The sequence below is a fragment of the Dyella sp. 01N448 genome, assembly GCF_056399225.1.
On sequence record NZ_JBFTQX010000026.1, the window covers coordinates 1 to 21,974 of the forward strand.

The following is a 21,974-nucleotide window of genomic DNA, read 5'->3' on the forward strand; positions in this document are numbered from 1 at the left end:
AGCAGCGATTGGGAGCCGACGCGCGACTAGCTCATCGTGGCCCGGCACCGCCTGACGGTGCAGCAACTAGAGGCCGGATATACGTGTGCAGTCGACACGGACGCCAGAGCTAAGAGATGCTTGGCAAAGGGGAGGAGTCCATATACGGACCTTACGAACATAGTTGATCTCCGATAGGGCGGAGCATGACCGAGACATCAATGAACATTGGCGCGATCGCATTAGAGATTGGCCTTCCGGTCGGGTTGTTGGTGCTCGTGGCTCTAAGGCCCGCGGTTCGACCAAGGGTTGCGGTGATACTTGGTGCGCTGTTCCCTGCGTTGTGCTTGTACGTTGCGATAGCGGCAAGCTTTCTGATCTCGCGAGGGAAATCAGACATATTTGCCTTCTACGCTCTGTGGGTGATGACGTTTGCGCCGTATGTGGCGATAGCGCTGGGAGGGTTTGCGCTCTCGTTCCTACGATGGCCCAGAAGTATTTGGGCGCGATTTGGGCTGGGAGTATTGACCGCGCCGGCCGCTTACTTTGCATTCGTGGTGCTTGTAGCGCTCCTACCTCGGTGGGAGCCCTAAGCTAAGTCGGCGTGCCGAAATGTTCGCTTTCGACCCGGAGCGGACAGTTTGTAGGGGACTAGCTATGAAACGCCTCTGATCCCATATATTTTTCGTTAGTCATTCAGTGAGGTCAGGATGCGCCCCCTAATCGCGGTACTGCTTTTTCTCCTTGCAAGCACAGCTTGGGCGCAGTCTTCAGCACTCGCTGCGCCCAAGCTCTACGCAGTTGTCTTTCAGGTGACCGTTAGTCCCGCAGGCAAGATAGATACGCTCGAAGTATCCAAAGTCATTGATCCAAGTTCCGGCAATACGCACGCAGTCGAGGTGGTAGTTCCTCAAAGTTATGTCGTTGCAGCACGGACATTTCTATCAAAGCGCACATATCCTTCTGATCCGAAGCAGTTCTTCACCTACACCTTCTACGATCCGTCGCAACCGACGCGTGCCGACATCGATCCCAAAGCAGATCCCGGGCAATAGATAGCTATGCGTTCAATATGCGCGTGACCTGTTCCGTTTTGGCGAAGGAATTGAGCGACCGCTTTCGACCCGAAGCGGACATCCGCCTCCAGTGGCGATGATCGTTATTTGAAGCGGGAATGGCTGTCAAGATGGTTCAGCGAGGGGATATGGGTACGCAGTTGGTCGCACGAATTATCGGTATCGCTATATTGATCATTCTTCTGAGGCCAGTTGCCGTTCTGGCGGACAGTGAGCAGTGCGAGGGCACTGCCGACTGTGGTCGCAAGGGCGATGTGGCTTACCAAAGGCATGACTATCAATCGGCCATCGCGTTCTATCAACAGCAAACGCAGCATTCCGAAGAGGACCGTGAGAACTGTCTAAGCAAATCCGCGGAGGATCCGGGGAAGGCCTGTGATTCGACCGCCACCATTGCTTATAACAATCTCGCATTGGCCAACTTGCATGCTGGCCACGCGGCCAAAGCGCAGATGTGGTTGTCCGTCGCTCCTCCCGGGGCGCGCACAGAGTTCAACAAGCGTCTCGTAGCCAACGCTCTCGCAACACGCCATTGGCCATCGCAGTTTGAGGGCGAAACCGGGGTCAGAGTGCCCTTTTTTTTATGCGCCGGCGTCGTCACAAGAGGAAAGTCCACTCTGCCCCCTGTTTTGGACCCCTGTTTTGGTTGGCAAATGGCCCACGGTCACAACACCAAGCGTGCGCGTTGCCGAAACGCGGCTTACCCGGATTCCTTCGATGCAGCGGCGGCCGCGGCGTACAAAGGGGCTGACCGAAAACTGATCGCGCAGCGCAGTGAAGACTGGGCAAACGCAGCGCACCAGGTCGCCATCCTGAAGGCGGAGCTCAACGCACCAGACCCGTCCGATCCCTATCGCGACGAGAAAGCCACGCTGCCAACTGGGCCCTAGCGTCGGGCGACGCGGAAAGGTGAAATGGCCGCTTCCGAACCGAAGCAGGCATCGCAATCGTTGCCTAACGTTGAAGGTGACCGCCGCTCAGCGGGCGCCGGAATAATCCATCCGCTTGAGGTCGCCCAGCATGCTTGGGCCGCTCGGATGCCAGTCCAGCACTTTGCGTGTCCACGCGCCCGACGCCAATAGATCCATGCCGACGAATCCGGTCAACCATCCGAAATGATCCGCCGCGTCACTCGACGAGATGGATATGACGGGCACACCCAAGCCCGCGCCGATCACTTCGGCAATATCGCGAACACGAATGCCTTCTTCGGCAACGGCGTGATAGCGCGCGCCAGGTTCGCATTTCTCGATCGCAAGCCGATAAAGCCGTGCCACGTCGAGCACGTGCGCAGCGGGCCAACGATTGAGCCCTTCGCCGATATAAGCCGATGCACCTTTGGCACGTGCGATAGCGATCAATGGACTGATAAGGCCTTGCTTCACCGTGTCATGCACCTGCGGAAGGCGCACGACTGACACGGCGACACCCTCCGCTAGCATTTCTGCCCCCGCGATCTCCGATGCTGATCGGGGGTTGGGATGTTCTGTATTGAGGACATCCTCGGTTGCAGGCTTGCCTGGCATGGCGATTCCCATGCCCGTTCCGGAGGTGATCAGCAGCGGACGGTCAGAGCCTGCCAGCACCGAGCCCATGGCCTTGATGGCCTGTCGATCCTTTTCACAGTTGGCGACGAAGTTGGAGAAATCGTGATCGAACGCGGTGTGGATCACGGCGTCCGCCTTCGCCGCGCCGCTGCGCAGACTGTCCAGATCTTCCAGATGGCCGCGATGCACCTCGGCACCCGTGGAAGTGAGGGCATGTGCACCCGCATCCGATCGTGTCATGCCAAGAACGCGATGCCCGGCCGCGAGCAGCTCCGGCACGATGCGGGAGCCGATAAAGCCGGTCGCGCCGGTCAGGAATATGAGCAAGGGAAGTCTCCAACGATGAGTATTGGATCTAACTTATCCCGACGCGCATACTGGTAAAGCGGTGACATTATCAGGGTATAAAAACCAACAGGATCGCCATGTCCACGTCTATCGACAATCAGCTCGGCACTTACCTGAAGGACAGGCGCAGCCGACTCGATCCGGCTGCCTTTGGTTTTACGGGTGGGCGCCGACGTACGCCGGGTCTGCGCAGGGAAGAGGTCGCCCAACGCGCCAACATCAGTCCCACCTGGTACACCTGGCTGGAGCAGGGACGGGGAGGCGCGCCCTCGGCAGATGTGCTCAACCGTATCGCCAGCGGGCTGATGCTGACTGAACCGGAGCGCGAACACCTCTTCATACTCGGCCTTGGTCATCCACCCGAAGTCCGTTACAAAGCCGTTGACGGCGTCACGCCCCGTCTGCAGCGTGTACTCGAGGCGATGGAAGTCAGTCCTGCAATCGTCAAGACCGCCCTGTGGGATGTCGTGGCCTGGAACCGCGCAGCGGCTGCGGTGCTCACGGACTACGGTGCGCTGCCTCCCGCAGAGCGGAATATTCTGCGGCTGATTTTTTCCAACTCACGGGTACGCGCCGCGCAGGAAGACTGGCAAAGCGTGGCACGGTTCGTTGTCGGCGCGTTTCGTGCCGACGCTGCGCGTGCAGGTGCTGTGGCGGAGATCGGCCAGTTCGTTGAAGAGCTGTCCCGTCTGAGTCCGGAGTTCGAAGCGCTATGGTTGGCCAACGACGTCAATGCCTACGGCGAGGGTGTAAAACGTCTGCACCATGCCGAACTGGGTCTTCTGGAACTTGAGTTTTCCGCCTTCGCCGTTGATGGGCGGCCGGATCTGKGGATGATCGTGTACAACCCGGCAACCAGCGCGGACGAGGATCGGATTCGTGCGTACATCAAGTCACGAGCAGTGGTGAGTTGAAGGCCTGCTTTCGACCCGAAGCAATGAGATGGACTCCTCCCCGTCTTCGGCATCGAGTGCCAGACTGGAAGCGATTAGAACCAGTCGCTGGCGAAGAGGAGTCCACCCATGAAGCTTACGCGCATCGGAGTAGACGTGGCCAAGCAGGTCTTCCAGGTCCACGGGGTTGATCGACACGAGCAACCGATATGGCGTCGCCGCCTGTCACGAGATCGTTGGCTGAAGGCCGTGCAGGAGGTGGCCGAGCCGGGTTGCGAGATCGGCATGGAGGCGTGCGGCGGTGCGCATCATTGGGCACGCCAGTTGCTAGCAACGGTCTGAGTGCGAGCTTCCGATACTTGCTCGAAGGTCTGTGGCGAGATTTACGCACAGCAGAGGAGCGCATCGTGGAATTGGATGGCCAAATCGACGAGGCAGCCAAAGCTGATCCTGATGCGCGCCGGTTGCAGCAGTTGCGCGGTGTCGGCCCCGTGGTCGCCACGGCCTTGGTGGCCTGTGTTGGCGATGCAAGACAGTTTGCCAACGGTCGACAGATGGCCGCATCGCTTGGCCTTACACCACGGCAGTGCAGCTCAGGCGGCAAGGACCGCTTGCTCGGCATTAGCAAGCGCGGCGACGCCTACGTTCGGTCACTGCTGGTCCATGGCGCCCGCGCCATGTTGCGAACTGCACCGCGACACGACGATCCGCTGAGTCGATGGGTGACCCGACTGGCGTCGCGATCTCATCCCAACGTGGCCTGTGTGGCGATGGCCAACAAGACGGCGCGCATGGCCTGGGCCATGCTCCGCCATGGTACGAACTACCAACCGGCGCTGGCGGCCGCCTAACCCATACATCCGAGGAAATCCCTTYACGATTGCGAAGCCCCCGAAGTGATGACGAACCGGTCGAACCGGCGTTGGCAAAMCCCTRAAAGGTCCGTGTGCTGACAAGCACGCCAAAGCGATTGGGAGCCGACGCGCGACTAGCTCATCGTGGCCCGGCACCGCCTGACGGTGCAGCAACTAGAGGCCGGATATACGTGTGCAGTCGACACGGACGCCAGAGCTAAGAGATGCTTGGCAAAGGGGAGGAGTCCATATACGGACCTGACTCCGAGAGCCGCCTGGGCTGGCGACTATTACTTCGGTGATGGTGAGGGCGCGAACGTGTCCCTATCTCTCGCCCCCGTTTCTGGCGTTGCTGCCACATGGCAGGGGTGCCTTGGTACCTACACCGCTAACAAGGGAAGGGTGATTCCTCAAGCAGACGGCAGTCTGCTGCTTAAGTATGAGCGACCCAACGATCAGAGGGGTCTCGGCTTTGCTGACCACGTAGTGCCTATCGCCTGGGGCGAACGCATGTACATGATCTCCGAAAAGGAGCTTCCAGCCTTTGCCAGCGCGGTGAATTTGGGTGATGAGCCGCGGACAGGTGAACAGGGTCTGTTTCTCATGCGCAAGGGAGATGAACTGCGCAAGGTATACGGCATGCCTATCCTGCCACCTGCTCAGCAGTCGCTGATTCGCGAAGTGCCGCTGGAAGTCGGCGTGGTCTCAGCGAATCGGCTGCACGATAAACGTGCCGACCAATTCGAGTGCCGGTATCGGCTGGAACTAGATCACGGTGCAAACGACGGTCTGGCGGCTGGGATGGAGCTTCTGGCGACCGGGGGCTGTGCAGGAAATCGCATCACCCTAGAACACACGACACCAACTCGCGCCGTTGGCACCATGAGCTTGTTCGGCGATGAATGCACCAAGTTGGATCGGCGGCCCTCAACCAAGACTCGCTTTACATCTGGCGCTTATCGGGGGATGTCTTCAAACGATAAACCCTGAGTGGATACTGGCCTCAAACACCCCAAGCCCGGCCTTAAAGGGGGCGTCTCGAAAGAGGGGGGGGTACACATCTAATGACCGCTCCGACCCGAAGCGGACGCTTGGCAGGAGCTTCTACAAAGGAGAGAGTGCGTGAGACAGCCGAAGACGTATGGACTTGTTCTGGTTGCTTTGGCCTGCGCCACCGCGGCGGCTATTACCGCTTTTCGAGGTCCCGAGCACTTTGAGGATCATGGTGTCTTCGCCGCTCTCGCCGCTGTGGTACTGGCAGGCAAAGTGCTACTCGATTGGCGCAGCGAGCGCTGAGCGATAGGCGCGCTTAGGCAGTGCATTTCGGCCCGTGCCCGAGGTCGTCATCATTTGAGACGGATGCATAGACGTGGTGTTCCGGCGCTTGGTGGCATCCGGCATTTCCCGACTTAGAAAAAGGCCCCCGAGAGGAGGGCCTTCTTCACTTTCAATTGGCTATGCCCCGGATGCCTTTGGGGCATTTGCCAGCGAATGAACAGCGACGGCTGGCCGCTGAAGCAAACGCGACAACCTGTCTGTCTGCTCAGCGCAAGATCAACGCCGCCGGCGCCTTGCTGCCAGGCCGCGCGATCGCGTACATCTGCCAGCTGATGTCCTTCAGCAGCGCGTAGTGATCGTCGCCCAGCGTGTAAAGATCGAAGTGGCCCTTATCGGGTAAGAACCGGAAGTCCGACTTGGCGCCCAGGCCATCCAGTAAAGCTTTCAACTTGTGCGCGGGGCCCTCCAGGTAGGCGCTATCGGCGCTGCCCACATAGAGGTGGATCTTGCCGTCCAGATCGCCCTTGAACTGCGGCCATTGCTGCTGCAAGCGATAGGCGATGTCGTAGTGGTCATGCCAGTAGCTCATCACTTTGGGATCGACCGCGCCGGTGTCGCGATCGAACATCGGCATCGGCCGACCGTCCTTGCCGCGCGGCGAGAACACCCACTCGAACGAGGCCATCTGACCGCCGTACTCGCCGATGACCCGTTCCTGCTTGGAAAACTCTTCCAGCGTGACCAGCACCTTGCCCTGGTCACGAAGAAACGGCCGCGGCTTGCCCTGCGCATCGCGATAGAGGTTGGCGTTTGGCGCGTACAGATCCACGCCAATGAAATCGTGGAAATCGCTTGGGTCCGGCGAGGTCGACCAGGTGCCGCCGAAGATGGACGGGTAGTTCGTCTGCAGCCATAGCGTGGCCCAGCCGCCGGACGAATGGCCGTTGAGGAAACGCCCGTTCGGCGTGGCGTCCATGTGGTACTTCGCCTCCAGCGCCGGTATCAGCTCGGCGGTCAGCGCCTGCCCCCAGGGGCCGTTGTTGACCGAGTCGGCGAACTCCACCGTGCCGGTGTAGCCAGACTCATCCAGGAACACCCAGATCATCGGCGGCATCTCGCCCTTGCTCATCGCCGCATAGACACTGGCCAGCACGGGAATCATGCGGTCGTTGTTGCCACTGAAACCATGCGTGTAATACACCGTCGGGTAGTGCGTCGTGGCGTGGGCGTCGTAGCCCGGCGGCAGCAGTACGCGGCCACGCATGGCGATCGGGCGGCCCCAGAAAGCGCTCAGCGCAGGGCTGGTGAAGTCGATCGCTTGCGTATGCGCGCGCGCTTGCGCCAGCAATTGACGCACCGCGGCCGGAGTCTGGGCCGACAGCGTCCACGGATCGCTCGCCGGCAGGGCGCGCGTGAGCTTCAACACCGGCGCTGAGGTGGCCGGCAGATGCACCGACACCACCTCGCTGACCAGATCGCCCGCGCCACGACCGTCTACGACGTTATAGCCGTGATCCACATCGAGCACTGCCTGCATCACGTAGTCGCCCGGCGGCAGCTTGGAAAAAGCCGCCGGAAATGCCTGTTCATCGGCGTCAAGCGTCACCGGCTGGCCTGGCTGCAGATGGGTCACCTCGCGCGCCGCTACCGAGGCCTGCTCGGGAAAAAACGGACTGGCATCGACCGCCTCGACCTTGCCGTCCTTGGCCGCTGCCTGCGCCGCCTTGGCCTCGCTGGCGAATAACAGCAGGCGACCGCTGACCGGCTGCTGGGAGGCGCCGTCCAGTTCGATCTGGAACAGACTCTGCGCCGGCGCGGCCTGCTCGGCCTGTGCCAGTCCCGTCCACGCCATCCCGGTGCCGCTTACGCACACTGCCAGCAGTGCGGCGGCGATCTTGGTTTTATATTGACCCACAAACACTCCTAGGCGGCCATAGGCGCCGCCGGTAAAAACATCGCTGATCCAGGAAGCCAATACGAGCTGGGATCCCGGGTATTCTAATTTGGCGTTGACTGGCGCCAATGGCTTTCGCCGCAAGTCCTGATCGTTTGCTTGTGCGTGCGCTGCAGTCATCGTCATGGCAACAGACATCCCGCCAACCATCGATCGCAAGTACTTGTTCGTGATTTGTCTCCAGGAAAGGCCATTGGGGCAATGGCTCTTTTCTACTTCGCTGGCAGTACGAACCCGGTTACGTATTTTTTCTGTCGGATGAAATGAGAGCTGCTCCGAACTCTTCCTGCATGACGAGGCCGGAAATTCGTACCTCCTGCAGTTGCGGGGAGACTAAGCGTCACCGAGGGCCCAAGCCGCGCCAAGGTCAACGAAGCGGAAGAACTTGCTTGTCTTGAGCTGCGCGTGCGCCAGCCGCGCAGCGGCATGATGTCGTTGGCCCGAATTGACCATCAGGCCAAGACGAGATCTCTCAAGGAACATCACTCATGAATCTCACTTGTAGCTTAGGTCGGAACCGTAAGGTCCGCTTTCGACCCGCAGCGGACCTTGCGATACTTGCTTGAGGTTCGTTGGGGGCATGGGGATGGCGCGAGAATGGAACCTGAGTGGGCGCTTGCGGCTGGGCATCGTGTGCCTCGCTGTGGCCTACCTGTTGGTTGCCTGGTTCTGGAGCGCGTATCACCGGTCCATCATGTCTTCCGCCTATGACTGCTCGGCGATGCTTTTGATTCTGGCGCTGGTTCCCAAGCGAACACGACTATGGGTCGCTGTTTGCTTTGCGGTTGCCGTGCCGCTTTTCGTGCGACTTGCGTTGGATTTTTCTCGTCTCTCACAGTAGCGATTGGCTACGAGCTGCCGCGAGATCGGCATGGAAGCCTGCGGTGGCGCTGCAGGCAACGGGTTGTCGCGTGAAGTTGATCGCGCCGCAGTTCGTGGAGCCGTAGGTAAGAAGCAACAAGAATGACGCCAGGGATGCGGGGGCGACATTGGAACGGTGGGAGAATAGATCTTACGGTGCTGCGAGCTACGATCGAAAACGGGATTGAGCACCACGTTTAGAGGTCACGCAGGAGGTCGTATGAGTGTTGATGAGAAGATCAACGACTATTTCGCTGCCCAGCCCGAGCCGAAGCGCACCGATATGAGGGAGTTGCACCGCGTGATCCTGGGTCTCATGCCGAAGTGCAAATTGTGGTTCATGGATGGCAAGGACAGTTCAGGCAAAACCGTCTCCAACCCAAATGTCGGGTACGGAACTCAGACGTTGAGATACGCCAACGGAGACACCCGGGAGTTCTACCAGATTGGCATCAGTGCAAACACCACGGGTATTTCCGTCTACATTCTCGGGATCGAAGACAAGAAGTACTTGGCGCAGACCTATGCAAAGGATCTTGGCAAGGCCAAAGTAACCGGGTACTGCATCAAGTTCAGAAGGCTGCGCGACATAAGCATAGAGACACTGAAAGCAGCCATGCGATATGGCATTGATCAGACGACCGGCTAGCATGGCTGGCAGTAAAGGCAATCGTACCTGTGCGTTGCCGGAGCTGATGTGTCCATGACCCTGCTGGGCGGCTCAGTAGCAGCGGGATAACGTACGCACGCAGCGCAAGGTCCGCTTCCGATCCAAAGCAGAAACCCCATTTGGCCTACTGCCGCCATAAGATTCGTCAAGCCGTTCCAGCCTCAGGTGACAAATGGCCAAGTACCCTGTTGTGAACATCGGCGAGTTGCGTCGCATCGTGAACGACCTTCTGGATCATGTTGAATCCGTGAATGGCCCTGAGCTTCGACTTGACCAGGACTATTACTGGGATTTGAACAGCGAGGCCATGTACGACGTCACCAAGAAGGTGTCTAACGTCGATCTGGTGGGAAGCCTCGGTGATAGTTGGGAGTTTCTACTGAACATGCAGCGCGACGACATCAAGCAATATGGCCCTTCCCTCATGCTCATCCATGCGGCGCCACTGTTGCGCTAGATCGGGGAGAAAGTGGGTCAGTAGGCGGAAGTGCCACCTTTCGGGTCGAAGCGGCCACCGTTTGGCATCCGGGCATGCCGCGCCATCTGCCAATCCAGTACAGGGGATGATTTCATGCAGGCGACGATCACTGGGCTGGCGCTCGTACTGGCAGGGATGAGCATGGCGTCAGCGTCCCATGTGGGACAGGCCGCTTCGCGTGGCGACCTCAATGCGCCCGACACCTATTTCCGTTCGTCTTGGAAATCTACGTGCTCGGTTGCGGGCGGCCCCACGATCATCGAGTTCACGTCGGCTGGCGGAGATGCCACCGAGGACGATATGCAGGTGGTGGCAACGTGGCCTGACGGGTCGTCGACCAAGGTGGGCTTGAAACCGGGGCTCTTTCCCCAGGCCAGGGGATTTTCCAGCGCAAGTGCTGGCTGCGAGGGGATCGGTGTGACGGTGCCGCGGCAGGATCAGATGTTGCTTTGGATTAAACGCGACGAGAGACCGGCCAGGTCCCGCATGGTGCTGGTGTTGCTGGACACGAATCAACGGCGCGTGCTTGATGTGGTGGACGACGCGGGAAACGAACTGTGGGGCAGCGAACTTTGCCTGACAAAGTCGCAACCAGCACTTTACGAAACGGTACTTGTCGGCGGCTACCAGGCGCGCGGCCAGACTGCTGAACCTCTGGATCTGCCGCGTATCATGCGTATCGAAGTAGTTGGCAACCAACTGAAACCGACTTGGGGTGACTGGGTCTCCAAATCGCACAGGAAAGGTAAGTGCTTCGATTAATGGCGGGCAAAGAGTCAAGCGGTTAAAGCGTCCACGTCCGACCCCATGTCGGCATGTCAGAGACCAGGCCGCATGTCGAAGCGGCGGCCCCGGGCATATGAAGACCGCGCTGGGCACCAAGGCCAGATGCGCCGATGGGCGTTGAGCCGTGCCCCGGCGCCTGACGATCTTGTGAATGGCTGCGCAACTTCCGGCGCTTTTCGTCGGTTCCTTGCGCCACGGGCGCTTTTTTATGCGATGTTGTCTGCACATCGCAAGTACCTGCAGAGAGTCTGCGGCTCCTTGCGGGGGACGCCAACCATTTCTCTTCTCAGGTACGGGACCAACATGAAGCGCGCTCTTTCCTTTCTTATCGTGGCCAGCTTGCTTGGCGCCAGCGGTCTGGCTGTTGCTTCGTCCCATGATGATCACGGTCATGGCAACGACAAGCATTGGGACGACGACCATGGTCATGGCCACAATCCCAAGGACGAGGGCCGCCACGACAACGGCAAGCACAAGGGCTGGTACAAGAAGGGCGACCGCTTGCCGGATTACTACTATGCGCGCGAGTACTACGTCGTCGATTACCCGCGGTATCACCTGCGCCGGCCGGATCCCGGCTACCGCTGGGTGCGCGCGGACGGCGGCCAGTTCTATCTGACGCTGATCTCCAGCGGCGTCGTCATCGATATCGCCGCCGGCCTCTGATCGCACATCGGGTTCAGCAGGCCATCCTGGTTGACTGCCTGCTTCCGGCCGGAGGCAGGCCGTCGAGGCAAGTCGGAAGGCAAGCAGCAGGCGGCAGCGCCGCGACTGTCACCTGGGCTTCGCATTGCCCATAAACTACGCATCTTATCCAGGAGATGCCCGCTCGTGACGCACTATATCGGCCCCTTGCTCACGCGCTCCGTTGCCGACGGGCTGTTTGCTGCGCGCGATGCCGGCGCCAGTGAATGGGCGGGTTCGATGGACCTGGGGCGTTCGAGCGGCAGCGCAGCGCTGAACGCGGAAGGCTGGCAGTGGAAGGGCCAGGGCTATCCGTATCCGGCGAAGGTCAAGGATCGCACCATCTATTACTGGGACGGTGAGGCGTTCTCACCGGTGTCGCGCTATGCCGGCTCGCTGATCAAGCTGGTGCCCACCGAGTGGGGCGCGCCTACCTTCGAGATCGACGGCATCAAGATGCTGCCCACCTCCAAGGAATCGCCGGTGGACGATGCGCGCCGCAAGGTGGCGTTGGTGGACCCGCGCGACAAGGTGGTGCTCGATACCTGCGGCGGCCTCGGGTACTTCGCAGCGTGTTGCCTAGAGGCGGGCGTGGCGCGGCTCCAGTCGTTCGAAAAGAATCCGGACGTGCTGTGGTTGCGCACCATCAATCCGTGGTCGCCGGATCCGGACTCCGATGCCGCTGGCGGCCGGCTTGAACTGACCCATGCGGATGTCTCGCAGGCGATCGTGCAGATCGCCGATGCCTCGGTGGATGCCTTGCTGCACGATCCACCGCGCTTTGGCATTGCCGGTGAGCTGTATTCGCAGGTCTTCTACGATCAGCTGGCGCGCGTGCTTCGTCGCGGTGGTCGCCTGTTCCATTACACCGGCAGTCCCAATAAGCTCACGAGCGATCGTGATGTTCCGCGCGAAGTGGCCACGCGGCTGGAGAAGGCGGGTTTCCGTGCCGAGCTGGCATTGGATGGCGTACTCGCAACGCGGCGCTGAGCAGGGCGCTTGACGAGTAGACGGCTAAACATCTGACGGAGGTTTTGCATGTCTGGCAGAACGGCATCGTGTTACTGCGGTCAGTTGAGCATCGAGGTGCAGGGCGAGCCGCTAGGCGTCGGGGTCTGCCACTGCCTGGCCTGCCAGCAGCGCACGGGCAGCGTGTTTGCTGCGCTGGCGGGTTTTAGTGCGCCATACAAGGTCACCGGCCATGCCACCGAATTCGTGCGTACCGGCGACCACGGCTCGCAGTTTCGCTTCCGCTTCTGCCCTGTATGCGGGAGCAACGTGTTCCACACGGAAGAGGGCGTGGAGGGGCGCGTCTCGGTGGCGGTGGGCGCTTTCGCAGATCCCTCATTTCCGCCACCGGCCGACTCGGTCTATGAAAGCCGGCGGCACTGCTGGGTGCAGTTGCCCGAAAACGTCACGCGCTACGACACCGACCCGTCCTAGCGCGCATCGTCACGCGATCACTCAATCCTTGATCGCGCCCAGCTGCTTGAGCAGGGTCAGGTTGTCTTCCAGGTGCCAGTTTTCGACGATCTTGCCGCCGGTGACGCGGTAGATGTCGGTGGCGATGAAATCGATCGCCTGTCCCTTGCCCTGGACGCCGTTGAAGTTGCCGGTGAAGTGGCCGGCGAAATGCAGATGCGACACCACGCGGTCGCCGACCACGAGCATCTGTTCCACCTCGCAGGTCAGGTCCGGCACCGCCTGGCGAAACGCCTTGGAAGCCTGTAACGGACCGTCAGGCCCTTGCACGCGTCCCGGCGGCGGCGTGCGATCGACAAACTGAGGCGACAGCGCCTGCTTGGCCAGTGCTTCATCGCCGTTGTTCCAGAACGTGTCGTAGCGTCGGGCGGCCAGCACGTTGGCGCGGGCGGTGCCTTTGGGCAGGCTGGGATCAACGATCAGCTGTTTGGGCACGACCAGTGAGACGTCGGTGGCCGCCTGGGCCAGGGGTGCGGCAGCAAGTGCAGCCAGGAGCAGGGGGGCGACGAGGTGACGAGGGGCCATGACCGGTCTCCGAAAGGGTGGCTTACGTTAGCGCTGGCCCGGTGACGAAAGAATCAGTGCGGCGCGCAAAGCATCCTTTCCAAAAACGAAAAAAAGGCCGGCCAAGGGGGCTTGAACCGGGCCGGACGAGCCCCAGCAGGACGTGCGCCGTTGGGGTCGTCAAACGCATTTCAAGTGGCCATGCGATCTATTTGGACGGCTAAATAATCGCTGAAAGTGCTTCCTTGAATCACCTGCTGCCAGCCACATCTCCTTGTCACCGGTCGCTACGGGGCCGGTGCGTCGCTGCATGTTGCGCGACGTCTACCTGTTGCTCATTGGAGAATTGGTTATGCGTACTGTTCTGGATTTTTCGCCGCTGCATCGTTCCAGCATCGGCTTTGATCGCGTGTTCGACTTGCTGGAAGCAGCGCGCACGCAGGCCAACGACAACTGGCCGCCGTTCGACTCGGTAAAGCTCAGTGAAGACAGCTACCGCATCACGATGGCCCTGGCCGGCTTCAGCCGTGAAGACATCAGCCTCACCGTGCAGGCCAACATGCTTACCGTCAGCGGCGAGCGCAAGGGCGAGCAGGAAGGTGAAGTGCTGCACCGTGGCATTGCCAACCGCCCGTTCAACCGCCGCTTCGAGCTTGCCGAGCACGTGCAGGTGACCGGTGCGCGCATGGAGCATGGCCTGCTGGTGATCGACCTCAAGCGCGAAGTGCCCGAGGCTTATAAGCTGCGCCGCGTCGAGATCAGTGACTCGGCGGTGTCGCCGTCCGTGTCGCAACTGCGCGATCAGGCCGCGTAATTGCAGCTGGCCACAAGCTGATGGCACCGAGAGGGTGACGGCGTCGTCACCCTCTTTTTGCATGTCCGTGATGCGCGCCGGTGACACTGGTGTTCCATCGATCGAACGTCACAGGAGTACCGCATGCGGGCTAGTCGAATGCTCGTCACGGTGTTGATTGCCATGCTGGCGTGGCCGGCCGCGCATGCACAGCAGCTCGCCAATGAACCGGTGAAGCAGCTGGATCTCAAGCGCTATCTCGGTCAGTGGCACGAGATTGCGCATCTGCCGATGTTTTTCCAGCGCCAGTGCGTGGACAACATCAGTGCCGCCTACCGCTCGTTGCCCGACGGCCAGGTGAGCGTGCGCAACGCCTGCCGCACGCGCAATGGCGAGATGGACGCATCCGATGGCGTCGCTCGCACCACGCCGGTGGCCGGCGCACTCAAGGTGCGCTTTGCGCCTTCATGGTTGTCCTGGGTGCCCTGGGTGTGGGCGGACTACTGGGTGCTGGATGTCGACCCGGATTATCGCTGGGCGCTGGTGGGCAGCCCGAGCCGCAACTATCTGTGGGTATTGTCGCGCGATGCGCACATGCAGCGCAGCCAGTTCGAGGCCTTGCGTCATCGCGCGGCAGAGCGCGGCTATCCCACCGAGCGGCTGGTGATGTCCGCGCCGCTCGATTAAGCGTCGTCGGCGCGTTCGCGCACGCGATCCATCAGCTCGCGCAGGCGCTTTTGCTCATCACGGCTGAGCACGCCGAACAGCTGTTCCACCGCGTGCCGCTTGGGTCCCTGCACCTCGTCGAGCTTGGCCTGGCCGACCGCGGTGATGATCACCAGCTGGGCACGCCGGTCGCTGGGGTGGGGTGAGCGCTCGATCCAGCCACTTTCCTCCAGTGCATCCAGCGCCGTGGTCACGGTGCGGGGTGCGTAACCCATCTGCGTGGCGATATCGCTGGGCCGGCACGGCGCCAGTCGGGCCACCAGGGCCAACAGCTTGGCCTGCGAGAGCGAGAGGCCGGCCGCTGTCATGGCCGCGTCGACGTGCTTGCGCACCAGGTGATGCAGCGCGAGAAAGGCATCGGCCAGTTCGACCGTGGCCGACTTGCCGGGGGTTGACTTGGTTGGGGGCGTCATGGAAAAGTATTGAGCAAGCTCACTATGAGTTGCATCCATTATACCGTCGCGCCCCCACCGCGACCAGCGAGGTCCCCATGTCCACCTCTCCCCGTGAAATCCGGCGCGTCCGCCATCCCCTGAAAATGCGCGAACTGACCGTGAAGCGCCTGACCCCAGTCTCGCCGCGCCTGTTGCGCGTCACCCTGACCGGCGATCTGGACGACTTCGTGTCCGCCTCGTTCGACGATCACGTGAAGCTGTTCCTGCCGGCCGATGGCGAGTCACGGCCAGCGTTGCCCACCGTGACCGAGCAGGGCATGACCTTCGATCCATCACGTCCGCGCCCTCCCAGCCGCGACTACACCCCGCGCCGTTACGACCGGGCCGCCAACGAGCTGGATATCGAATTCGTGCTTCATGGCGACGGTCCAGCCGTGTCGTGGGCGCGAAACGCCGGGGTGGGCGGCGTGCTGGGCCTGGGCGGCCCGCGGGGTTCATCGATCCTGCCCGACGGGCTCGACTGGTACCTGCTGGTCGGTGACGAAACCGCCTTGCCGGCGATCGCGCGTCGCCTGGAAGAGGCCGCAGCGGGCGAATGCATCGTCGCTCTGGTTGAAGTGGAGAGCGCCGACGCACGCATCGACATCACCACCGCAGCAAACGCCAGCGTCACCTGGCTGTGCCGGGAGACCGGCGACGCCGGGCTGGCGGCCGCCGTGGCCGAGTTGATCCTGCCCGAAGGCGACGGCTTCGCGTGGGCGGCCGGCGAGTACGCCAGCATCCGCCAGGTGCGCCAACGCCTGATCGATGTGCATGGGCTGGACCGCCAGCGCATCCGTGCCTCCAGCTATTGGAAGCAGGGCGAAGTGGCCAGCCATGAAACGCTGACCGACTGAGGTCAGGCGCGCGCTCTACGTAGTTTTGCTATTCCACTTTGCAAACCGCGGGCGTCAAATGAAGCGCTCAGGGCCGGCGCTACGCATACCCAGGCCTTCATCGTGAGGTGGCAATCATGTCGAAGACGAAAGACGGGCAAGCTCCCAAGGTCACCCGCATGTCGAGGACGAAGGACGAGCGAGCTCCCAAGGTCACCCGCAAGCGCCCCGCGAGCGCGGACAACGGGCCCTACGACAAGTTCGCCCATCGCGGCGACGGGCCGCTGTCGCAGGAGAGCTGGCTGAAGAGTCCGGGCGATCGTCAGGCGATGGCACGCGCCATCCGCGACAAGGTGACCCGCAAGTCGCTGGGTGGCTGGAAGCCGGCGAAGAATCGCTTCGATCCCGTCGATGTGCTGATGGAAACCTCCAAGGGCCGCGTGGAATCGCTGGTGCCGATCCGTTATGGCCGCATGATGGCCTCGCCGTTTGCGTTCTATCGCGGCGCGGCGGCGATCATGGCGGCGGACCTGGCCACTACCGCGAGCACCGGCATCCATCTGCAGATTTGCGGCGACTGCCATCTGGTCAACTTCGGCGGCTTCGCCACGCCCGAACGCAAGCTGGTGTTCGACATCAACGATTTCGACGAAACCACCGTGGGCCCGTGGGAATGGGACATCAAGCGCTTGTGCGCGAGCCTGGTGGTGGCCTCACGCGCGAACGGCTTCAGCGAGGGCGACGCCAAGGACATCGCGTGGGAGGCCGCAACCGCCTACCGCACGCACGTGGCCGACTACGCCCAGATGCCGGTACTGGAGGGGTGGTACGACCATATCGATCTGCAGGACGTGATCGATCGCATGCGCGACGAGGAGATGAAAAAGCTCGCGACCAAGAGCGTGCACAAGGCCGTGCAATACACCGCGCATACCAAGGAGTTCATCAAGCTCACTGTCGAAGGCGGCTCACCGCCGCGCATCCAGGACGAGCCGCCGCTGATCTATCACGACGAGGATCTGGCCAATTACATCTCGCCGGACGAGCGCGCCGCCGCGTTTGCCGACTATCGCGAGTCGCTGCTGCCCGAACGGCGCGTGCTGCTGGATCGCTTCAATGCGGTGGACTCGGCCGTGAAGGTGGTGGGCGTGGGCAGCGTGGGCACCTATTGCGGCATCTTGCTGATGGTGTCGGGCAATGGCGATCCCTTGTTCCTGCAGTTCAAGGAGGCGCGGCAATCGGTGATCGATCCATTTGTCGCCAACAAGCCCTACAAGCACCAAGGTCAGCGCATCGTGTCCGGCCAGCGCCTGATGCAATCGGCCAGCGATTTGTTTCTGGGCTGGTCGCAAGGGCCTCGGCGCCACTTCTATGTGCGCCAGCTGCGTGATGCGAAGGTTTCGCCCCAGGTGGAGATCATGCGCGTCCCCAATCTGCGTCGTTACGGTCGCCTGTGTGCACACGCGCTGGCACGCGCGCACACGCGTTCGGGCGATGCGGTGCTGTTGTCCGCGTACCTGGGCAAGAGCGATGCGTTTGCCGATGCCATCGCCTCATTCGCGGTGCCGTATGCGGACCAGAACGATCGCGACCACGCGACGCTGGTGAAGGCTGTGCGCGCCGGCAAGGTCGATGCGATGACCATCCCTTAGTGCGACGGCGGCGCTGTCTGCAGGAGCCGCGTCGCCAGCTCCACGCTGTGCGGTGCGGCCAGGCCGCCGAAGTGGTTGTCCACTTCATCCAGCTGTTGTTTCGCCGCGGCGATGTCGTTGCGCGCCCATGCCGCATCGACCTTGGCCAGCGCCTGTTCCAGTTCGCTGGCGATACGTGCGCGGCATGCCTGAAGCCGGGTGGCGTCGGGTGGTTGGTGGCTTTCCAGCGACGTCAGGGCGCGATCCAGTGCAACGGCGCTGGCCAGGTCGTGACCTGTCGAGGGGATCGAGCGCAGGTCGACATCGTCGATGCACCATTCGTGCAGGGAATGGCGGCTTTGCCGGTCCACGTCCATCCGGGCGGAATCTTGCTGGCCGGTGAAATAGACGATGCGCGTGCCCGTCTGAAACTGTTCAAGCAAGGCTCGCGGAGGCAGCGGAACAGCGCTGCCGATGGGATCGCTGCCCGCCTCCAGCAATGCACCGTGGAACAAGTCCGGATAGCCAAGCGCAAGCCGCAACGCCACGCGCGAGCCGCCTGAGAAGCCGCCGATATAGACGCGCTGTGGATTCACGCGGTATCGCGCCATGGCGTTGACGGCGGCAAGCAAGGCCACGGGATCGCGACGATCCAGCAGGCTGGTGTCGTTGCCGATATTCGCGGCGGTTACAAAGATCATGCCGTGGCGATCGAGGATAGACGTCCATTCACTCGGCACCCGCGCCTCGTTCCACGGTGGCACGAACACGAGCAGGGCGTAACCGTCGGGCGGCGCCTGCGCAGGCACGTACAGGGCAAACTGCTCGCGCGTCAGGTCGATGGGTTGGTCGACAATCGCGGTGCCCGTCGATGCGGCGCGTTGTTGCAGGCGCCATCCATTCAAGGGCGTCACCAGTCGGCGCATCAGCTCGGGGCTGCTGGAGACACTGCCGTATTGCGTGAACACCACCTGGGTGAGGACGCCCTGGGCACCATCGCTGGCCGAGGCGGCAAACGCCACCCCGGCCATGCATGCCAATAAAAGGCCACGACAGTTCATCTCGAAAGACTAGCACCGCGATTGCACGGCGCGGCCGGTTGTACGGGTTACTTGCCGGGCGTTTGTGGCATCACCATCGTGCTTGTCCCGTACGGCGGGTGCAGGGTGCCCTTCGCGTAGTCGATAGTCAGCTGCATATAGCCGGCCGAATAACACGTGCTTACGCGTTCGCCATCGGGCTTCAACTCGTACTCGGTCATGCCGTGCTCGGCATGCGGAAACAGTGCGGTGGTGATGGGCAGACCCTTGGCTTGCAGCGAGGCCAGCCGACGCAGGGTCTCACCGCTGGGTGCATCGATATCGTCCTGCGCCAGTTCCCACAGCTGCGGCGTGTGGAGTTTCTCAAGCACCGCCATGGAGTCGTAGTGCCAGGGCGTGTTCCACATATACGCCTTGCCCTTTTCGCGGATATCGGCGCTGCTCATGGGCAGCACGAGATAGCTGAAATCGCCGCGCACATCCTTGTACCAGGGCTCCTTGCCGTACTTGGCCTTGGCCGCGTCGAGCAGGTCGTAGCCTTCGGCGAGATGGCTGGAGAGGATCAGTCCGATGGCATCGGAGAGCTCCCACGCCTTGTCGATCACCGACTGGTCGTAGCCCTTGAGCTTGAGGTCGAACGCGACGGCTTCGCGATCTTCTTCCAGCGGCGAGATGGCAAGGCCATAGCCCACGATCACGAAATCCACCTTGGTGCGCGAGGCGGCGAGCGGAGCCACCCAGCCGCCCTGGCTGCCGCCTCGATAGCCCACGCGGCCTGCGCGCGCGCCGGCCAGACGACGGGCCTCGGCGACCGCGGCCACTGCATCATTGGCGAGCACGTTGAAATCCTGCGTGTAGATGCCACCGGAGGCGCCGGTGCCGCGCTTGTCGTACACGAACGCGCCCACGCCTTCGGCCGGAAGTTCGCGCTGCATGAAGTCGAAGGAGAGCGCCGAATCATGCTCCGAGCCGTGCACCAGCACGACCACCGGAACCTTGGCCTTGCCCGGCGGCAGGATCAGCCGGCCGACCAGCCGCGTGCCGCCGTCGCCGGCAAAAGTGATGTCCTGCACCTGCAAGGCGATGCGCTCGCCCTGTTTGCCATCGAAGGTCAGCTTGCCCTCGGCGCAATCGCTGAAACGCACGTCCTTGCCATCGGGCCGGTCAGTCCAGCCAAAATGGCTGGTCCATACCTCGTTCGCGCCGCGGGTGAGCTTGCCGGTGCTGCCATCGAGGCGTCGCCAGCGCAGCCCATCGTCATCCGTTGGCGCAATGTCCAGCGTGCTGCCATCGCTCAGGCGATAAGCGCCGACATGGCAATTGGCGGTTGGTGTGGCAGCGGCAAGCAAGGTGGCGAGTAGCGTGGCTAGCATGGACGTTTCCATCGTCGATGAGTGATGGGCAGGCTAGCACCGGGGCCGCACACACCCACTGGCCGCAAGTCATGGCGGTGCCAAGAGTCATGGCTGTTTGTGCGGACCTAGTGCGCGGCGTTTGCGACAAGCAGGCCCGTTGGCGTGTCAATCAACTGCCATCAGATAGGATGATCATGCGCGGATCATTGCGCCGCTCTGGCGCATTCAATCCATCGCAAGGAGTTACCGTGCGTCGTCTAGGTTGGGTCGTTTTTGTCGTGGGGACACTGGTAATGACTGCCGCTATCCAAGCTCATGAGGCACCGATCGCGAAGAAGGTGCTGGTGATCGGCCATCGCGGCGCGAGCGCGCTGCGACCGGAACATACGCTGGCCTCGTACGGCAAGGCGATCGCCGATGGGGCGGACTTCATCGAGCCGGATCTGGTGATGACGCGCGACGGCGTGCCGGTGGCGCGCCATGAAAACGAGATCAGCGGCACCACCGACGTGGCGAAGCATGCGGAATTTGCCGCGCGCAAAACCACCAAGACCGTCGATGGCGAAAAAGTCACCGGCTGGTTCACCGAAGATTTCACGCTGGCCGAGTTGAAGACCCTGCGTGCCCGCGAACGTTTGCCGGAGTTTCGCAGCACCGCGTACGACGGCCAGTTCCAGATCCCCACGCTGGACGAAATCATCGACTTCGTGGCTGCCGAGTCGGCCACGCAAGGTCGTCCGATCGGCATCATTCCGGAGATCAAGCACGGCACGTATTTCCAGAAGCTTGGCATGCCGATGGAGGATCGGGTGTTGTCGATTCTTGCCGCCCACGCGTATACGCGCACGGCGCCGGTGGAAATCCAGTCGTTCGAGATCGCCAACCTGCGCTATTTGCGCAGCAAGCTGGGCAAGGATCATCCCAATATCCGCCTGCTGCAGTTGCTCGGCGATGCGAACGAGCAACCCTATGACGTCGTCGCCGCAGGCAAGCAGCTGAGTTATGCGCAGATGATGACGCCAGCGGGCCTGCGCGAGATCGCCGCTTATGCCGATGCTATTGGGCCGTCTATTCGCTCCATCATTCCGCTGGCTGCGGATGGCAGCCTGGGCCGTCCGACGGCGCTGGCGCATGACGCGCATGCGGTGAAGCTGGAGCTGCATCCCTATACGTTCCGGCCGGAGAATTTCTTCCAGGCGAAGAATTTCTGGAAGGGGAGTGACCCGAAAACGTTCAACGAAGCGGGTTCGATTGCCGAGATTCGGGCGTATCTGGATGCGGGAGTGGATGCGTTTTTTACCGATGATCCGGCGATTGGGCGGAAGGCGTTGGATGGGAGGTGATCGGGCGCTCTTTGACCCCCGGATAATGCGCCTTCCGGGCCTACGGCCCTGCCAGTGCGGACAGGCTCGGTTGTAGGAGCGCACTTGTGCGCGACCAGCCAACGGAGCGGTACACCCCAGCGCGGCGTGTCGCGCACAAGTGCGCTCCTACAAGGGGTGGTACGCCGGTGAGTCGCGGATTGCAGCGTGCGCTCCTATAAAGGGATTGCTTGCTTTGGGTGCGCCGAGGGCTATTTGTGGGAGCGCACCCTGTGCGCGACAGTCACGCCTGGGCGTGCCGCTCCGTAGGGTTGTCGCGCACAGGGTGCGCTCCCACAGGCGAGCAGGCACGGCAGAGGGCAAGGCTCACAAACCCTCCATCCCGCCAAATTTTTTGCACCGCGACAGGGCCCCGGAGGCCATTGGTTCTACCATTGGTGGCA

General features: G+C 61.8%; 21 protein-coding genes and 1 pseudogene. 16 read left to right on the forward strand and 6 right to left on the reverse strand.

The window, feature by feature from the left end:
- Positions 1-689 precede the first annotated feature (689 nt).
- Together AC1DKY_RS21010 and AC1DKY_RS21015 are read left to right on the forward strand one after the other, a co-directional pair.
- Positions 690-1,034 (forward strand): hypothetical protein, encoded by a 345-nt coding sequence (locus AC1DKY_RS21010; protein ID WP_441605686.1) that lies wholly within the window; start codon positions 690-692, stop codon positions 1,032-1,034.
- A gap of 119 nt (positions 1,035-1,153) precedes the next feature.
- Positions 1,154-1,945, forward strand: coding sequence for a hypothetical protein (locus tag AC1DKY_RS21015; RefSeq protein WP_441605687.1), 792 nt, complete (start codon positions 1,154-1,156; stop codon positions 1,943-1,945).
- A gap of 87 nt (positions 1,946-2,032) precedes the next feature.
- Here the strand turns inward: AC1DKY_RS21015 and AC1DKY_RS21020 are convergent, their stop codons facing one another.
- Positions 2,033-2,929, reverse strand: coding sequence for an SDR family oxidoreductase (locus tag AC1DKY_RS21020; RefSeq protein WP_441605688.1), 897 nt, complete (start codon positions 2,927-2,929; stop codon positions 2,033-2,035).
- Between the two features lie 98 nt (positions 2,930-3,027).
- On the opposite strand from AC1DKY_RS21020, the gene AC1DKY_RS21025 reads away from it, so the two are divergent.
- The 3 genes and pseudogenes from AC1DKY_RS21025 (at position 3,028) to AC1DKY_RS21035 (ending at position 5,687) form a co-directional block, all read left to right on the forward strand.
- A complete protein-coding gene (locus AC1DKY_RS21025) occupies positions 3,028-3,864 on the forward strand; it encodes a helix-turn-helix transcriptional regulator (RefSeq protein WP_477180042.1) in 837 nt (278 codons plus the stop codon).
- Between the two features lie 108 nt (positions 3,865-3,972).
- Positions 3,973-4,694: pseudogene (locus AC1DKY_RS21030) on the forward strand (IS110 family RNA-guided transposase).
- Between the two features lie 513 nt (positions 4,695-5,207).
- Positions 5,208-5,687: a hypothetical protein gene (locus AC1DKY_RS21035; protein ID WP_477180043.1), complete on the forward strand. Its 480-nt coding sequence runs from the start codon at positions 5,208-5,210 to the stop codon at positions 5,685-5,687.
- A 553-nt stretch (positions 5,688-6,240) separates the two neighbouring features.
- Here the strand turns inward: AC1DKY_RS21035 and AC1DKY_RS21040 are convergent.
- Positions 6,241-7,827 (reverse strand): alpha/beta hydrolase, encoded by a 1,587-nt coding sequence (locus tag AC1DKY_RS21040; protein ID WP_441605603.1) that lies wholly within the window; start codon positions 7,825-7,827, stop codon positions 6,241-6,243.
- Between the two features lie 1,183 nt (positions 7,828-9,010).
- Between AC1DKY_RS21040 and AC1DKY_RS21045 the strand changes: the two genes are divergently transcribed.
- The 6 genes from AC1DKY_RS21045 (at position 9,011) to AC1DKY_RS21070 (ending at position 12,851) form a co-directional block, all read left to right on the forward strand.
- Positions 9,011-9,439 (forward strand): hypothetical protein, encoded by a 429-nt coding sequence (locus AC1DKY_RS21045; protein WP_441605584.1) that lies wholly within the window; start codon positions 9,011-9,013, stop codon positions 9,437-9,439.
- A 193-nt stretch (positions 9,440-9,632) separates the two neighbouring features.
- Entirely contained in the window at positions 9,633-9,917 is a 285-nt protein-coding gene (locus AC1DKY_RS21050; RefSeq protein WP_441605585.1) for a hypothetical protein, read from the forward strand.
- Positions 9,918-10,031: 114 nt separating this feature from the next.
- Positions 10,032-10,700, forward strand: a complete 669-nt coding sequence (locus AC1DKY_RS21055; RefSeq protein WP_441605586.1) for a hypothetical protein — start codon at positions 10,032-10,034, stop codon at positions 10,698-10,700.
- A 327-nt stretch (positions 10,701-11,027) separates the two neighbouring features.
- Entirely contained in the window at positions 11,028-11,390 is a 363-nt protein-coding gene (locus AC1DKY_RS21060) for an RcnB family protein (protein WP_441605587.1), read from the forward strand.
- A gap of 165 nt (positions 11,391-11,555) precedes the next feature.
- Positions 11,556-12,398, forward strand: a complete 843-nt coding sequence (locus tag AC1DKY_RS21065) for a class I SAM-dependent methyltransferase (RefSeq protein ID WP_441605588.1) — start codon at positions 11,556-11,558, stop codon at positions 12,396-12,398.
- Positions 12,399-12,446: 48 nt separating this feature from the next.
- Positions 12,447-12,851 (forward strand): GFA family protein, encoded by a 405-nt coding sequence (locus AC1DKY_RS21070; protein WP_441605589.1) that lies wholly within the window; start codon positions 12,447-12,449, stop codon positions 12,849-12,851.
- Between the two features lie 21 nt (positions 12,852-12,872).
- On the opposite strand, the gene AC1DKY_RS21075 is transcribed toward AC1DKY_RS21070, so the two are convergent.
- Positions 12,873-13,415, reverse strand: coding sequence for an ester cyclase (locus AC1DKY_RS21075; RefSeq protein ID WP_441605590.1), 543 nt, complete (start codon positions 13,413-13,415; stop codon positions 12,873-12,875).
- Positions 13,416-13,746: 331 nt separating this feature from the next.
- On the opposite strand from AC1DKY_RS21075, the gene AC1DKY_RS21080 reads away from it, so the two are divergent.
- On the forward strand, positions 13,747-14,208 hold the full coding sequence (locus AC1DKY_RS21080; RefSeq protein ID WP_046972018.1) for an Hsp20 family protein: 462 nt from the start codon (positions 13,747-13,749) through the stop codon (positions 14,206-14,208).
- 123 nt (positions 14,209-14,331) lie between these two features.
- Positions 14,332-14,874 carry a lipocalin family protein gene (locus tag AC1DKY_RS21085; protein WP_441605591.1) on the forward strand — a complete coding sequence of 181 codons (543 nt, stop codon included), beginning with the start codon at positions 14,332-14,334 and terminating at the stop codon, positions 14,872-14,874.
- On the opposite strand, the gene AC1DKY_RS21090 is transcribed toward AC1DKY_RS21085, so the two are convergent.
- Positions 14,871-15,326 carry a MarR family winged helix-turn-helix transcriptional regulator gene (locus tag AC1DKY_RS21090; protein ID WP_441605592.1) on the reverse strand — a complete coding sequence of 152 codons (456 nt, stop codon included), beginning with the start codon at positions 15,324-15,326 and terminating at the stop codon, positions 14,871-14,873. The two genes, AC1DKY_RS21085 and AC1DKY_RS21090, sit on opposite strands and share 4 nt — an antisense overlap.
- Before the next feature lie 77 nt (positions 15,327-15,403).
- On the opposite strand from AC1DKY_RS21090, the gene AC1DKY_RS21095 reads away from it, so the two are divergent.
- Together AC1DKY_RS21095 and AC1DKY_RS21100 are read left to right on the forward strand one after the other, a co-directional pair.
- A complete protein-coding gene (locus AC1DKY_RS21095; RefSeq protein WP_441605593.1) occupies positions 15,404-16,204 on the forward strand; it encodes a siderophore-interacting protein in 801 nt (266 codons plus the stop codon).
- A 116-nt stretch (positions 16,205-16,320) separates the two neighbouring features.
- On the forward strand, positions 16,321-17,835 hold the full coding sequence (locus tag AC1DKY_RS21100; RefSeq protein ID WP_441605594.1) for a DUF2252 domain-containing protein: 1,515 nt from the start codon (positions 16,321-16,323) through the stop codon (positions 17,833-17,835).
- On the opposite strand, the gene AC1DKY_RS21105 is transcribed toward AC1DKY_RS21100, so the two are convergent.
- Both AC1DKY_RS21105 and AC1DKY_RS21110 read right to left on the reverse strand, forming a co-directional pair.
- Positions 17,832-18,836 (reverse strand): alpha/beta hydrolase family protein, encoded by a 1,005-nt coding sequence (locus tag AC1DKY_RS21105; RefSeq protein ID WP_441605595.1) that lies wholly within the window; start codon positions 18,834-18,836, stop codon positions 17,832-17,834. The two genes, AC1DKY_RS21100 and AC1DKY_RS21105, sit on opposite strands and share 4 nt — an antisense overlap.
- Before the next feature lie 86 nt (positions 18,837-18,922).
- Positions 18,923-20,227, reverse strand: coding sequence for an alpha/beta hydrolase family protein (locus tag AC1DKY_RS21110; protein WP_441605596.1), 1,305 nt, complete (start codon positions 20,225-20,227; stop codon positions 18,923-18,925).
- A 275-nt stretch (positions 20,228-20,502) separates the two neighbouring features.
- On the opposite strand from AC1DKY_RS21110, the gene AC1DKY_RS21115 reads away from it, so the two are divergent.
- Positions 20,503-21,552: a glycerophosphodiester phosphodiesterase gene (locus AC1DKY_RS21115; RefSeq protein WP_441605597.1), complete on the forward strand. Its 1,050-nt coding sequence runs from the start codon at positions 20,503-20,505 to the stop codon at positions 21,550-21,552.
- The last annotated feature ends 422 nt before the right edge of the window (positions 21,553-21,974 follow it).